The 14,365-nt window shown below is 59.6% G+C and carries 13 protein-coding genes; 5 read left to right on the top strand and 8 right to left on the bottom strand.

The window, feature by feature from the left end:
- Nucleotides 1-32: 32 nt before the first annotated feature.
- On the bottom strand, nt 33-863 hold the full coding sequence (gene queF, locus KGB24_RS26615) for an NADPH-dependent 7-cyano-7-deazaguanine reductase QueF (RefSeq protein WP_223413930.1): 831 nt from the start codon (nt 861-863) through the stop codon (nt 33-35).
- 61 nt (nt 864-924) lie between these two features.
- Complete coding sequence (locus tag KGB24_RS26610; protein ID WP_223413928.1) at nt 925-1,446, bottom strand: plastocyanin/azurin family copper-binding protein; 522 nt, start codon at nt 1,444-1,446, stop codon at nt 925-927.
- Between the two features lie 155 nt (nt 1,447-1,601).
- On the opposite strand from KGB24_RS26610, the gene KGB24_RS26605 reads away from it, so the two are divergent.
- Both KGB24_RS26605 and KGB24_RS26600 read left to right on the top strand, forming a co-directional pair.
- On the top strand, nt 1,602-2,282 hold the full coding sequence (locus KGB24_RS26605; RefSeq protein ID WP_223413927.1) for a heavy metal response regulator transcription factor: 681 nt from the start codon (nt 1,602-1,604) through the stop codon (nt 2,280-2,282).
- Nucleotides 2,282-3,631: a heavy metal sensor histidine kinase gene (locus tag KGB24_RS26600; RefSeq protein WP_223413926.1), complete on the top strand. Its 1,350-nt coding sequence runs from the start codon at nt 2,282-2,284 to the stop codon at nt 3,629-3,631. Before KGB24_RS26605 ends, KGB24_RS26600 begins: the two co-directional genes overlap by 1 nt.
- 123 nt (nt 3,632-3,754) lie before the next feature.
- On the opposite strand, the gene KGB24_RS26595 is transcribed toward KGB24_RS26600, so the two are convergent.
- From KGB24_RS26595 to KGB24_RS26585, 3 genes are all read right to left on the bottom strand, one after another.
- Nucleotides 3,755-4,999 (bottom strand): lipoprotein-releasing ABC transporter permease subunit, encoded by a 1,245-nt coding sequence (locus KGB24_RS26595; RefSeq protein WP_008037700.1) that lies wholly within the window; start codon nt 4,997-4,999, stop codon nt 3,755-3,757.
- A 64-nt stretch (nt 5,000-5,063) separates the two neighbouring features.
- Nucleotides 5,064-5,747, bottom strand: a complete 684-nt coding sequence (lolD, locus tag KGB24_RS26590) for a lipoprotein-releasing ABC transporter ATP-binding protein LolD (protein WP_167362922.1) — start codon at nt 5,745-5,747, stop codon at nt 5,064-5,066.
- 7 nt (nt 5,748-5,754) lie between these two features.
- Nucleotides 5,755-7,005 (bottom strand): lipoprotein-releasing ABC transporter permease subunit, encoded by a 1,251-nt coding sequence (locus KGB24_RS26585; RefSeq protein ID WP_223413925.1) that lies wholly within the window; start codon nt 7,003-7,005, stop codon nt 5,755-5,757.
- A 94-nt stretch (nt 7,006-7,099) separates the two neighbouring features.
- On the opposite strand from KGB24_RS26585, the gene KGB24_RS26580 reads away from it, so the two are divergent.
- Complete coding sequence (locus tag KGB24_RS26580) at nt 7,100-7,678, top strand: PilZ domain-containing protein (protein WP_008028451.1); 579 nt, start codon at nt 7,100-7,102, stop codon at nt 7,676-7,678.
- A 14-nt stretch (nt 7,679-7,692) separates the two neighbouring features.
- The gene (locus tag KGB24_RS26575) at nt 7,693-8,415 is read left to right on the top strand and encodes a glycerophosphodiester phosphodiesterase (RefSeq protein ID WP_008028453.1); all 723 of its coding nucleotides are present in this window, start codon (nt 7,693-7,695) and stop codon (nt 8,413-8,415) included.
- Between the two features lie 42 nt (nt 8,416-8,457).
- Here the strand turns inward: KGB24_RS26575 and sthA are convergent, their stop codons facing one another.
- Both sthA and KGB24_RS26565 read right to left on the bottom strand, forming a co-directional pair.
- Nucleotides 8,458-9,852, bottom strand: a complete 1,395-nt coding sequence (gene sthA, locus KGB24_RS26570) for a Si-specific NAD(P)(+) transhydrogenase (protein ID WP_008028455.1) — start codon at nt 9,850-9,852, stop codon at nt 8,458-8,460.
- Between the two features lie 207 nt (nt 9,853-10,059).
- Nucleotides 10,060-11,046: an FAD:protein FMN transferase gene (locus KGB24_RS26565; RefSeq protein WP_223413931.1), complete on the bottom strand. Its 987-nt coding sequence runs from the start codon at nt 11,044-11,046 to the stop codon at nt 10,060-10,062.
- 118 nt (nt 11,047-11,164) lie between these two features.
- Here KGB24_RS26565 and KGB24_RS26560 point away from each other — a divergent pair, with 118 nt between their 5' ends.
- The gene (locus KGB24_RS26560; protein WP_008028459.1) at nt 11,165-12,463 is read left to right on the top strand and encodes an MFS transporter; all 1,299 of its coding nucleotides are present in this window, start codon (nt 11,165-11,167) and stop codon (nt 12,461-12,463) included.
- A gap of 172 nt (nt 12,464-12,635) precedes the next feature.
- Here KGB24_RS26560 and KGB24_RS26555 read toward each other — a convergent pair whose 3' ends face one another.
- Nucleotides 12,636-14,099 (bottom strand): glyceraldehyde-3-phosphate dehydrogenase, encoded by a 1,464-nt coding sequence (locus KGB24_RS26555; protein ID WP_008028461.1) that lies wholly within the window; start codon nt 14,097-14,099, stop codon nt 12,636-12,638.
- Nucleotides 14,100-14,365: the final 266 nt, after the last annotated feature.

Genomic DNA, 14,365 nt, shown 5'->3' with positions numbered 1-14,365 from the left:
GCCATCGCCGGCAAGCCGGGCTCCTACAGATGTTACTGGCGGACCAGGCGATGGTTCGGCAGTTGCACGTCTTCAGTGCTGCGATACGGGTTGATGTCCAACCCGCCGCGACGCACATACCGCGCGTACACCGTCAATTTCTCCGGTTTCAGCAAGCGTTGCAGGTCGAGGAAAATCCGCTCCACACACTGCTCATGGAAGTCCGAGTGCTGACGGAAGCTCACGATGTACTCCAGCAGACTCGCGTGATCCAGCGCCGCGCCACGGTATTCCACCACCACGCTGCCCCAGTCCGGCTGACTGGTCACCGGGCAGTTGGATTTGAGCAAATGACTGTGCACGCTCTCCTCGACGATGCGCGAATCATCACAACGCAGCAGCTCCGGACGCGGATGCTCATAGTTGCTGACACTGATGTCCAGGTCATCGATGCACACACCCGGCAACGCCACGACGCCTTCGGCTTCAACGTCATTCAGGCGGCGAACCCGCACGCCGACCGGCTTGCCTGCCGCAGCGGACAGGTCGTTCACCAGCGTCGCTTCAAGGCTTGCGATATCGGCAAACGGTGTCTGATTCAGCGAGTTCAGATACAACTTGAACGACTTGGATTCGATGATGTTCGGCGAATCCGCCGGGATGCAGAATTCGCCGATCGCCACCACGGGTTTACCGGACGGCAACAGCCACGACAGCTCGAAGCAGTTCCAGAAATCCACGCCTTTATACGGCAGGGTTTCAGCCGTCAGCCCCAGCTCCGCCCATTTCGCGGTGCGCGGGATCGGGAACAGCAAGGACGGCGTGTAAGTGGCGATGTATTCGCTGGATTTACCCAGCGGCGAGTGTTCGGCTGCGGGATGCATGGCGGAAACCTGACTGAAGAATCAGCGGATTCTACCAGCCTTTGCTCGCGCCTTAGAGTGCTTACTGACTGACTGTCAGTTTACCGACCATGCCAGCCTGATAGTGACCTGGAATATTGCAGGCAAATTCCAGGTTGGTGGCCTTGGTGAAGGTCCAGGTCAGTTCGGCGGTTTTGCCCGGCTCGACCAGCACGCTATTGGGGTCATTGTGCTTCATACCATGATCCATTCCCGCCATCGCGCCGTGGTCCATTTCCTTCATCCCTGTAGGCGTAAGCATGCCGCTCTGCTGCATCTTCATCATTTCCTGCTGATGTTTTGCATGCATCGCCGCGTCACCGAGGTTGAATTCGTGCAGCAACTGGCCTTTATTCACCAGCACAAAGCGAACTGTCTCACCGGCCTTGATATCGATGGTCTTTGGGGTGAACGACATGTCGCCCATCACCACTTCAACGCTGCGGGTAGCCTTGGCAGCCGGGGCCGGTTGCCCGAAGTCGTAGGTGTGCGCCGGCGATGCCCACACCGGCGAACTCAGCACCAGCAGGCACGCAGCCAGCACCAGGGGTTTGCGCAAAAACATAGTCGTACTCCAACAAGATAAAGTTCAGCCTGTGGAAAACACTAAACTGCTGCCACTGCCCGTAACCTGACAGCCAGATTACAACTTTGTCAGGTTGGCCTGCACAACCGCTGCCCACGGTATAAAGCGTTCGTTCCATTTGCCTCGAGTCGCCCATGAAACTGCTGATCGTCGAAGACCAACCGAAAACCGGCCATTACCTGCGTCAGGGCCTGACCGAAGCCGGGTTCAACACCGAACTGGTGGCCGACGGCGACACTGGCCAGCAATTGGCATTGAGCGGTGACTACGCGCTGTTGATCCTCGATGTGATGTTGCCCGGTCGCGACGGCTGGCAAATCCTCCAGGCAGTGCGCAGCGCAGGCCTCGACACGCCAGTCCTGTTTCTGACCGCGCGAGACGCGGTGGAAGACAGGGTTCACGGCCTCGAACTGGGCGCCGACGATTATCTGGTCAAGCCGTTCGCCTTCTCCGAACTGCTGGCCCGGGTTCGCAGCCTGTTGCGTCGCGGCAGCACCACGCCGCAGGAAACCAGCCTGCAACTGGCCGATTTGCGCCTGGACCTGATCCGCCGTCGCGTCGAACGCAGTGGCCAACGCATCGACCTGACCGCCAAGGAGTTCGCCCTGCTGGAAATGCTCCTGCGCCGTCAGGGCGAAGTGCTGCCCAAATCGCTGATCGCTTCCCAGGTCTGGGACATGAATTTCGACAGCGACACCAATGTCATCGAAGTCGCCATCCGCCGTTTGCGCCTGAAAATCGACGACGAGTTCCCGAACAAGTTGATCCATACCGTGCGCGGCATGGGTTACGTCCTCGAAGAGCGCTCGGCCTGATGCGCCGACTTTCATTGAGCAGCCGTCTGGCGCTGCTGTTTGCAGCTTGCACCGCCGTGGTTTCGTTGTTCGCGGGCGTGTTGTTCAGTCGAGCCAGCGAGGCGCACTTCGTTGAACTGGACCAGCAATTGCTGGACGGCAAGCTCATTGGTTTGCGCCGGGCGCTTCACGATCTTCAGTCCAGTGAAAGCGAAGTCAGACTGGCAGATGAATTGAACCGTCAGGCTGATTTGTCCCTGCGCATTTCCGGCAGCGACGGCAAGCGCTGGTACGACAGCGCCGCGAGCCTGCCCGATAAACTTCCGCAGAGGCCGGGTTTGTCGACCATGAACGACAACGGCACCGACTACCGCGTCCTCAATGCGCCGTTGTTTGTCGACAAGCCTGACTCCCCGCAATTGACCCTGCTGTTGGACATCACCCACCACCAGCACTTTCTGCAGCGCATGCAGCACTTGATCTGGCTGACCGTCGGCTTGTCGGCCCTGGCCACTGCACTGCTGGGAGCCTGGGCGGCCCGCAGCGGGTTGCGTCCGTTACGGCGCATGAGTGCAATCGCCAGTGGCGTTTCCGCGCAGTCGCTGAATGCCCGACTGCCCGAAGAAAACATGCCCCCCGAACTTGCGGAAATGGCCCACAACTTCAACGCCATGCTCGGACGCCTCGACGACTCTTTTCAGCGGCTCTCGGCGTTTTCTGCCGACATCGCCCATGAACTGCGCACCCCCCTGTCAAATTTGCTGACCCACACCCAGGTCACTCTCACCCGCCCTCGCCCCCTTGAGGATTACCGCGAAGCACTGCACAGCAACCTCGAAGAGCTGCAATGGATGGCGCAACTGGTCAACGACATGTTGTACCTGGCCAAGGCTGATCACGGGTTGCTGATGCCTAAACGTGAACCCCTGGAATTGGCGGAAGAAGCGGATGTGTTGCTGGAGTTTTTTGCGCCATTGGCCGAAGACGCCCAGGTGACGTTGAGCCGCGAAGGCAACGCGCGCCTGGAGGGAGACCGGAGCATGTTGCGTCGGGCACTTTCGAATTTGCTGGATAACGCGCTGCGATTCACGCCGGCCGAGGGTGAGGTTCGGGTGCGGATTATCGAGCGGCCAGAAGGTTTGCGCCTGACCGTTGAGAACAGTGGCGAAGGCATTGACGGGGCATTACTGCCGCGTTTGTTTGATCGCTTCTACCGCGCAGATCCGGCGCGTCTGGAAGGCAGCAGTGAACATGCGGGATTGGGTTTGGCGATTACCCAGTCGATCATTCGGGCCCATGGCGGGCAGATTCGTTGCGAATCGGAGAATGGGTGGACGCGGTTTGTGATTGAGTTGCCGAAGGGGGATTGAGGCTAGCAGGTCCGGCGCCTTCGCGGGCAAGCCTCGCTCCTACAGGTTTTGTATCGACGCAATAAAACCTGTAGGAGCGAGCGGTGCGGCGACCCGACTTGCCCGCGAAAGCGGTGTAACGGCTTACGAATACCGCAACGCGTGAGCCGGCTCGATCTTCGCCGCCCGCCACGCCGGGTAAACCGTGGCGAGGAAGCTCAACACAAACCCGGCCGAGCAAATCAACAGCACATCCCCGCCCTGCAATTCCGAAGGCAGGTTGCTGACGAAATACACGTCAGAACTGAAGATGTGCTGCCCACTGACCCGCTCCACCCAGCCCACCAGCTCACTGACGTTCAGCGCGGCAATCACGCCGAGCACGCCACCGATCAAGGTGCCGACCACGCCAATCACCGTGCCCTGGACCATGAAGATCGCCATGATCTGCCGTGGCGTGGCACCGATTGTACGCAGGATCGCGATGTCCGCGCCCTTGTCGTTCACCACCATGATCAAGGTCGCGATGATGTTGAACGCTGCCACCGCAACGATCATCAGCAACAGCAGGCCGATCATGGTTTTTTCCATCTTCATCGCGCTGAACAGGCTGCCCTGGGTGTGAGTCCAGTCGTCAGCCTTGTACGCCGTGCCCAAGCCGCCAGCGATATCGCTGGAGACCTTCGGCGCAGCGTACAAATCCTTCACCGCCAGACGCACGCTCTGCACCTGATTCGGTTCCCAATGCTGCATCTGCGCGGCATCTGCAACGTGGATCAGCGCCATCGAGCCGTCCAGCTCTGCGCCGACCTTGAACACGCCCACCACGTTAAGACGCTGCATGCGCGGGGTGATTCCGCCCGGTGCGGTGCTGACTTCCGGCACGATCAGGGTGATCTTGTCGCCGACATTCAAGCGGAAACGTCGCGCCGTGATCTCACCGATCACCACACCGAACTCGCCCGGCTTCAAGGCATCGAGACGCCCCTGGACGATGTGCTGGGCAACGATCGAGACCTTGCCTTCCAGCGCCGGGTCGACACCACTGACCTGGATCGGCTGCATCGTGCCTTTATAGGAAAGCATGCCTTCCATCTCGGTGAACGGCACAGCGGCGGTCACTTCCGGGTTTTTCATCGCGGCGTCGGCCACCGGCTGCCAATCGTCGATCGGGTTCACGCCGACGATGGTCGCGTGAGGCACCATGCCGAGGATGCGCGAGCTCATTTCGCGCTGGAAGCCGTTCATGACCGACAACACCACGATCATCGCCAGCACACCGAGGGCGAGGCCGATCATCGAGGTCATCGAGATGAACGAAACAAAGCGATTGCGGCGCTTGGCGCGGGTATAGCGCGTGCCGATAAAGATCGATAACGGTCTGAACATTCGCTGGGGCACCGTATAAAAACAAAAAGACCCGACGTCTTTTCAGACATCGGGTTTCGGCCAATCAGATAGGCGTCAGGCAACCTTCCTGCAAATGCAGGACGCGATCCATCTGGCGAGCCAGGTTCATGTCGTGAGTCACCACCAGGAACGCCGTGCGCATCGAGGTGCTGAGTTCCAGCATCAAATCCTGAATGCCTTGGGCGGTGTGGGAGTCGAGGTTACCGGTCGGCTCGTCGAGCATCACCAGCCCTGGCTTGTTCACCAGCGCGCGGGCGATGGCCACGCGTTGACGTTCGCCACCGGACAATTCCGCCGGTTTGTGCTCCAGGCGATGGCCCAGCCCTACCCGCTCCAGCAACGCCGTCGCACGCTGACGCGCTTCCGGGATCGCGGTCTTGCCGATCAGCAGCGGCATGCAGACGTTTTCCAGCGCGGTGAATTCCGGCAGCAAATGGTGGAACTGGTAAACGAAACCCAGCGACCGATTGCGCAACAGGCCGCGATTCTTCTCGCTGAGTGCCGACAGCTCTTCGCCGTCGAGCCAGACACTGCCCTTGGTCGGCGTATCGAGACCGCCCAGCAGGTTGAGCAAAGTACTTTTGCCCGAACCCGAGGTGCCGACAATCGCCACGCGCTCACCCGGATGCAGCTCCAGTTGCAGACCGGCCAACACTTCTACCGATTCCGGGCCTTCCTCGTAGGATTTGCCCAGGTTGCGGCAGCTCAAGATTGCTTTATCACTCATGCCCGACTCACTCATAACGTAGCGCCTCCGCAGGCTGGGTGCGCGCGGCACGCCAGGCTGGATACAGGGTGGCGAGGAAACTCAGGACCAACGCGGCGGCGCAGACCATCAACACATCCTGGCTCTGCACTTGCGACGGCAGGTAATCGATGAAGTACACGTCGGCGTTGAGGAACTTGTGTCCGATCAGGCCTTCGAGCACCGAGATCGCGGCGCTGACGTTCAGCGCGGCGAAGATCCCGACCACGGCGCCGATCAGCGTACCGACCACACCGATGACCGTGCCCTGCACCATGAAGATCGCCATGATCGAACCCGGCGTGGCGCCGAGGGTACGCAAAATCGCAATGTCGCCCTTCTTGTCGTTCACCACCATCACCAGCGTGGAAATGATGTTGAACGCGGCCACGGCAACGATCAGCAGCAACAGCAGACCGATCATGGCTTTTTCCATGCGGATCGCCTGATACAGATTGCCGTGGGTGCGGGTCCAGTCACGGGCGTAGAAATGGTCTTCTCCGAGCTGCTGGGCGATGTTCCACGCGGTGCGTGGCGCCTGGAACAGGTCGTCGAACTTCAGGCGGATGCCCTGCACCTGATCCGACTTCCAGCGGTGCAGCTTCGCCAGATCCTGCAGGTTGGTGACGCCCAGGTAACCGTCGATTTCACCGGCGCCGACATGGAAGATGCCGACCACGGTAAAGCGTTTCATGCGCGGGAACATGCCGGCCGGGGTCACGGTGACTTCCGGCGCAACGAAGGTCAGCTTGTCGCCGATGGCCGCGCCGAGCTTGGCGGCCGCCTTGTCGCCGATGACGATGCCGAAACTGCCGGGCGCGAGGTCGTCGAGTTTGCCCTGCAGCATGAACTTGTCAATGATCGACACCTGGCGTTCCAGCGCCGGGTCGATGGCATTGAGCAGCACCTTGGAGACCTTGCCGTTGTTGGTCAGCAAACCCTGCATCTGGGTAAACGGCGCCACGGCCGTCACTTGCGGGTTCTGCTTGACCTTGGCGGCGAGGCCCTGCCAGTCGCTGATCGGCTCACCGGACTCGATGGTCGCGTGGGGCACCATGCCCAACACGCGCGTGCGCATCTCATGATCGAAGCCGTTCATGACCGACAGCACGACAATCATCACGATCACGCCGAGGGCAAGACCGATGATCGAAGTCAGGGAAATGAACGACACAAAATGATTGCGACGCTTTGCACGGGTATAACGCGTGCCAATAAATACGAAGAGAGGTCTGAACATGTCGGGGCTTGTTCGGAGGGAAAAGGAACGTCCTTGTGGCGGGGGTCGATAACCAGCTTTACACTCAGACCACCGCCGCTACCATGGGTTCGCCATGTCGACATTAGATGAAGAAGATCGCCGCGAATACTACCGTATCGAGGACACGATCGCACTGGAAATTCGGCCCCTGTCCGCTCCCGAAGCCGCAGGCCAGGAAGTGTTGCAGGATGCTTCCCCACTCTTCAACCTGCTCAGCGAATTGCACCTGAGCGAATTCGAGTCGCAACACCTGCTGCGCCAGATCAGTGAACGCGACCGCAACCTCGCGGCGTTCCTGAAATCCCAGAACAAACGCATCGATCTGCTCAGCCAGGTGATCGCCATAACCGTGCTCGGACAGATTGGCGAGCCGCAGCCAGTGATCATCTCGGAAGGCGGCATCGACTTCCAGTATCCGACCGCTATCGCTGAAGGCACTCACTTGTCGGTGAAACTGGTGCTGATGCCACAAGCCCTCGGCCTGCTGCTTCGGGCGCGCGTCACCCATTGCGACCGCAAGGGCGGTGGCTTCGACATCGGTACCGAGTTCGAACGCCCGACCGATGCCCAACGCCAACTGCTGGCCCGTTACATTCTGCAAAAGCAGGCCCAGGAACGACGCCTGGCCCGCGAAAACGAATCAGGCAATTAATTTAAGGAAGAACCGTGACCCTCATCTACGGCCATCGCGGCGCCAAGGGCGAAGCACCGGAAAACACGCTGAACAGCTTTCAGCAATGCCTCAAGCACGGCGTGCGCCGCTGCGAACTGGACCTGCACCTGTCCATGGACGGCGAGCTGATGGTCATCCACGACCCGACGCTCAAGCGCACTACCGACCGACGCGGCAAGGTGGTCGAGCACACGGCCGCCGAGCTGGTGACCTACGACGCGCGCAAGGGCGGACCGGGCTGGATCAAGCCGTGCCCGATTCCCACGCTGGAAGAGCTGTTCGAGAAATGCGATTTCGAACACTGGCAGCTGGAAGTCAAAAGCGCTTCACGCACTCGCGCCGCGACCACCGTCCTGGCGATTCGTGAAATGGCTGTACGTCATGGCCTGCTCGACAAGGTGACCATCACTTCAAGCTCGCGCGAAGTACTGAAAGCCGCGCTGGACCTGGTGCCGGACGTGTCCCGCGGATTAGTGGCCGAGTACGCCTGGCTCGACCCGTTGAAGGTCGCAGCAAGCTATGGCTGTGAGATTCTGGCGCTGAACTGGACCCTGTGTACGCCGGAGCGCCTGGAGAAGGCACAGCGACAGGGGTTGCATGTGTCGGTGTGGACAGTCAACGAGCCCGCGCTGATGCGCAGACTCGCCGACTTCGGCGTTGACAGCCTGATTACAGACTTTCCCGGTTTGGCCACCGCCACGCTCGAGAATTGCTGAAATCGGTCTCCCCGGCCGGCTCAGGCCACCGGCCGGAGCCGCTCAAAAAAGCCGGTTGAGGCCATCGTACGCCGCTACCCGATAGGCTTCGGCCATGGTCGGGTAGTTGAACGTGGTGTTGACGAAGTACTTCAGCGTATTCAGTTCGCCCGGCTGGTTCATGATCGCCTGACCGATGTGCACGATCTCCGACGCCTGATAACCGAAGCAGTGCACGCCCAGCACTTCCAGCGTTTCGCGGTGGAACAGGATCTTCAGCATGCCCTGAGGCTCGCCGGCGATCTGCGCACGCGCCATGCCCTTGAAGAACGCCTTGCCCACTTCGTACGGCACTTTGGCCTGAGTCAGCTCCTGCTCGTTCTTGCCGATCGAGCTGATCTCCGGAATGGTGTAGATGCCGGTCGGTACGTCGTTGACGAAGCGCCAGCTGCCGTTGTCGACGATGCTGCCAGCGGCCGAACGGCCCTGGTCGTGTGCGGCACTGGCCAGGCTCGGCCAGCCGATCACGTCACCGGCGCCGTAAATGTTCGGCACGCAGGTGCGGTAGGCTTCGTCGACTTCGATCTGGCCACGGCTGTTGACCTTGACGCCGATGTTTTCCAGCCCCAACTGATCGGTGTTGCCGGTACGACCGTTGCACCAGAGCAAGGCGTCGGCCTTGATCTTCTTGCCGGACTTGAGGTGCAGGATCACGCCGTTGTCCACGCCTTCGACGCGGTCGTAGTCTTCGTTGTGGCGAACCGTGATGTTGTTGTTGCTGAAGTGGTAGCTCAGCGCCTGGGAGATTTCCGAGTCGAGGAAGCTCAACAACTGACCGCGGTTGTCCACCAGCTCAACCAGTACGCCCAGACCACTGAAGATCGACGCGTATTCGCAACCGATCACGCCGGCACCGTAAACGATGAGCTTGCGCGGGGTGTGGCCGAGGCTGAGGATGGTGTCGCTATCGTAGATACGCGGGTGATGGAAATCGATGTCCGCCGGGCGATAAGGACGCGAGCCGGTGGCGATGATGATGTGCTTGGCCACCAGTTTTTCAACTACACCGTTGGCGCAGACCACTTCGATGGTTTGCTCGTCGGCGAAGCTGCCGGTGCCGAAGAACACGTCGACGCGGTTACGGGCGTAGTAGCCGGTGCGCGAAGCGACTTGTTTGGAAATGACTTTCTCGGCGCTTTTCAGCACGTCCGGGAACGAGAACCAGCGCGGCTCACCAATGGCCCGGAACATCGGGTTGGTGTTGAACTGCATGATCTGCCGGACGGAGTGACGCAGTGCCTTGGACGGGATGGTGCCCAGGTGGGTGCAGTTGCCGCCAACCTGGCGACGACTATCGACCATCGCCACCTTGCGCCCTGCTTTGGCGGCGTTCATTGCCGCGCCTTCTCCCGCCGGGCCGGAACCCAGCACCACCACGTCGTAGTTGTAGACAGCCATGCATACTCCTCAGAACAGGCCGCGGCGCTCTCGGCACCTGCGGCTAAATCACGCCGATCTGCGGCGTGAAGGAACAATTTGGGGCCAGTGCAGAACCCGGACACAGTCTATAGAAGCGTCAACGCCGCGCACATTAACCCTTGGTCGCGTCGTAGGCTACTTTTGCCTGCACTACAACGCCAGTTTTCAATGCGCGAATCACCGTAATCATTCAGTTTTGCCGCCACTGAGACGCTCAAAAGCCTGATTGGTACGTATGACGAAACCTGTATCGGCACGAATCACAAAGAATGCACCTATGTTGTGGGTTTCGGCATAGTCCCAACCCCGTTCAGGACCGAGAATCAGCAACAGCGTCGATAGGCCATCGGCCATCAACGCTGAAGGATGAATGACCGTGACTGACGCCAGCGTGTGTGAGACCGGCGTACCGGTGTGAGCATCGAAGGTGTGGGAATAACGCCGACCGTCCTGCAGAAAATAGTTGCGATAGTCGCCGGAAGTGGACACGCCATAGCCGTCGACCGCGATGATGCGCTCTGCAACCTGCTGATCGTCTCGGGGTTGTTCAAGCGCGATGCGCCACGGCGAGCCATCAAGTTTCTTGCCGGCAGCCTTGAGTTCGCCGGTGGCTTCGGCGAGGTAGTTGTGGATGCCCATCGCGTCGAGCTTTGCGGCAATCGTATCGACGGCGTAGCCGGCGGCGATGCTGTTGAAGTCGACTTCGACGGCAGCGTCCTTGCACAACTGATCGCCTTCTATGCGCAGATGCTGATAACCGACTCGCTGCCGCACCTCGGCAAGCGCTTGGGCATTGGGCACTTTTTCTTCACGCGCCCGGGGGCCGAATCCCCAGAGATTGAGCAGTGGCTCCACGGTCAGGTCGTAGGATCCTTCGCTTTGCTCTGACAGTTGTTCACCAACGCGGATCAATTTGAGGATGGGCGCGGGCATTTTCTGACAGCGATTGGCGGGCAGATCGTTGAAGCGTTCGATGTCCGAATCGCTGCGATAGGTAGACATTTGCTTGTCGACCTCGGCGAGGATCTTCTCCACCTCGCTGCGCACCTGTGCGGGCGCGGGCAGATTGGCGTGGCGCACGTATTTGATTGAATAAGTGCTGCCCATAGTCGGGCCGCCGACGCTCTCCATGGAGTCGCCATTGCCGCAGCCAGCCAAAACACCAGCCAGCATCACAACCACCTTCCAACGTCCAGTTAACAAATCTTCATCTCCCGGCAAAAGCGCGCCAGCCATTATGGGACACACGCGAAACGCTTTCTTACAAGATTTAAAAAGTGAGTATCCAGACATGTCCTCCACGACCGGCAAAGGCAAAGCGATTTTTCGCGTTGTCAGCGGCAACTTTCTCGAAATGTTCGACTTCATGGTCTACGGCTTTTACGCCACAGCCATCGCCAAAACCTTCTTCCCCGCTGACAGCGCTTTCGCTTCCCTGATGCTGTCGCTGGCCACTTTCGGTGCCGGCTTCCTGATGCGCCCGCTGGGGGCGATTTTCCTCGGTGCCTACATCGACCGTCATGGCCGCCGCAAAGGCTTGATCATCACCCTCGCGATGATGGCGGCCGGTACGGTGTTGATTGCCTGCGTGCCGGGTTACGCCACGCTGGGCGTGGCCGCGCCGCTGATCGTGCTGTTCGGCCGACTGCTGCAAGGCTTCTCTGCCGGCGTGGAACTGGGCGGTGTGTCGGTGTATCTCGCGGAGATTTCCACACCGGGGCGCAAAGGGTTCTTCGTCAGTTGGCAGTCTGCCAGTCAGCAAGCGGCGGTGGTGTTTGCCGGCCTGCTGGGGGTGGGTTTGAACCACTGGCTCAGCCCGGAAGAAATGGGTGAATGGGGGTGGCGTGTGCCGTTCCTGATCGGCTGCATGATCGTGCCGGTGATCTTCGTGATTCGCCGTTCGCTGGAAGAAACGCCTGAGTTCCAGGCACGAAAACACCGCCCTACCCTGCGGGAAATCGTCCACTCGATCGGTCAGAACTTTGGCATTGTCATCGCCGGCATGGCGTTGGTGGTGATGACCACGGTGTCGTTCTACCTGATCACCGCCTACACCCCGACCTTCGGCAAGGCCGAACTGCACCTGTCGGATCTGGATGCGCTGCTGGTGACGGTCTGTATCGGCCTGTCGAACTTTTTCTGGCTGCCGGTGATGGGTGCTGTGTCCGACAGGATCGGGCGAAAACCCCTGCTTCTCGCAGCGACCATTCTGGCGATTCTCACCGCTTACCCAGCCCTGTCGTGGCTGGTGGCGAACCCGAGCTTCAGCCATTTGCTGATCGTCGAGTTGTGGTTGTCGTTCCTGTATGGCTCGTACAACGGCGCCATGGTCGTGGCGCTGACCGAGATCATGCCGGTGGAAGTTCGTACGACCGGTTTCTCTCTGGCCTACAGCCTGGCGACGGCAACCTTCGGCGGGTTTACGCCGGCCGCCTGTACGTACCTGATTCATGTGCTGGATAACAAGGCTGCGCCGGGGATCTGGCTCAGCGGCGCGGCAGTGCTGGGGTTGATTGCGACACTGGTGTTGTTCCGTGGTAACCGGCATGAGTTGCGGACGGCGCAGGCGGCGGTGGTTGGCGGCGCCTGACAGACCGCCATCGCTAGCAGGCTAGCTCCCACATTGGATCTGTGTCGCTCACAAGCCCCCTGTGGGAGCTAGCCTGCTAGCGATGAGGCCCGACCTGGCGACACGGCTCAAAAGCCTGCACAAACAAAAACGCCCCGACCAAAGTCGGGGCGTTTTCATGTGCAGCTAAGGCTTAGCGCGGGAATGCTGGCGGGTTTACACCGGCCATGTCTTCCATCACGCGAACCACCTGGCAGCTGTAACCGAATTCGTTGTCGTACCAAACGTACAGAACAACGCGGTTGTCTTGGGTGATGGTTGCTTCAGCGTCCACAACGCCTGCGTGGCGCGAGCCAACGAAGTCGGTGGAAACCACTTCCTGCGAATTGACGAAGTCGATTTGCTTGTGCAGATCGGAGTGCAGCGCCATGTAGCGCAGGTACTCGTTCATCTCTTCGCGGGTAGCGGCTTTCTCAAGGTTCAGGTTGAGAATGGCCATCGACACGTTTGGCGTCGGAACACGGATCGCGTTACCGGTCAGCTTGCCGGCCAGCTCAGGCAATGCCTTGGCAGCAGCGGTGGCAGCACCGGTCTCGGTGATCACCATGTTCAACGCGGCGCTACGGCCACGGCGATCGCCCTTGTGGAAGTTGTCGATCAGGTTCTGGTCGTTGGTGTACGAGTGAACCGTTTCAACGTGACCGTTGACGATGCCGAACTTGTCGTTGACAGCCTTCAGCACCGGCACGATGGCATTGGTGGTGCAGGAAGCAGCCGAAACGATCTTGTCGTCAGCGGTGATTTCGCCATGGTTGATGCCGTGAACGATGTTCTTCAGCTTGCCTTTGCCAGGCGCGGTCAGAACAACACGGTCGATACCCGGGCAGGCCAAGTGCTGGCCCAGGCCATCGGCGTCACGCCATACACCGGTGTTGTCCACCAGCAGCGCGTCTTTGATGCCGTACTGGGTGTAATCCACTTCAGTCGGGTTCTTCGCGTAGATAACCTGGATCAGGTTGCCGTTGGCGGTGATGGTGTTGTTTTCTTCATCGATGGTGATGGTGCCGTTGAACGAACCATGTACCGAATCGCGGCGCAGCAGGCTGGCGCGCTTGGTCAGGTCGTTCTCGGCGCCCTTGCGCACCACGATGGCACGCAGACGCAGGCCGTCGCCGCCACCGGTTTTTTCGATCAGGATGCGCGCCAGCAGACGGCCGATACGACCGAAGCCGTACAGGACAACGTCGGTGCCTTTGCGAGCGGAGGCGTTTTGCTGGCCAACCACTTCAGCCATTTCTTCACGGACGAACTGCTCGGCAGTACGGCCATTGCCTTCGACGCGGAATTTGTACGCCAACTTGCCCAAATCTACCGAAGCAGCGCCGAGCTTGAGCTCGCTCATGGCTTTCAGCAGAGGGAATGTTTCGTGGACGGAGAGTTCGCTATCGTCGGAAGAACGATGGCGAGCAAAGCGGTGAGCTTTGAGAATCGCGATGACAGACTGGTTGATCAGGCTGCGGCCATAGATCGAGCTCACCACGTTGTTATTGCGGTAGAGCTGACCGATAAGCGGAATCATCGCTTCTGCGAGTGCTTCACGGTCGATCCATTCACCAAGACACTGGTCGGGCTTCTGAGTCACGGGAACCTTCCACATGTAGGGGCAGAAAAAAGGGGCTACATTATGCCGCCGAGTGCCTCTCGTAGCAATGCGCGCCTGTCGTGCGATCCGTAACAATTTCTTCTTCAAAAAAATTACGCACCGCCGAAGCCCAGTAAAACCGCGGCTTTCAGCGAAGTCAATTTTTTGGAGACATCGCTATCTTATCCGTAACCCTCCGTAACACTCGGTCATTTAGCCACTACATAATCAGTAATTTTCAGCAAAAAACCGGCGTTTTTTGTCTTTACCACTACATTTCG

Origin of the sequence: Pseudomonas sp. BF-RE-25 (assembly GCF_019956105.1) — a bacterium.
GTDB classification, from domain to species: Bacteria; Pseudomonadota; Gammaproteobacteria; order Pseudomonadales; family Pseudomonadaceae; genus Aquipseudomonas; species Aquipseudomonas migulae.
Note: the sequence above shows the minus strand (reverse complement) of the source record. Positions and strands in the feature narration are given on the sequence as shown.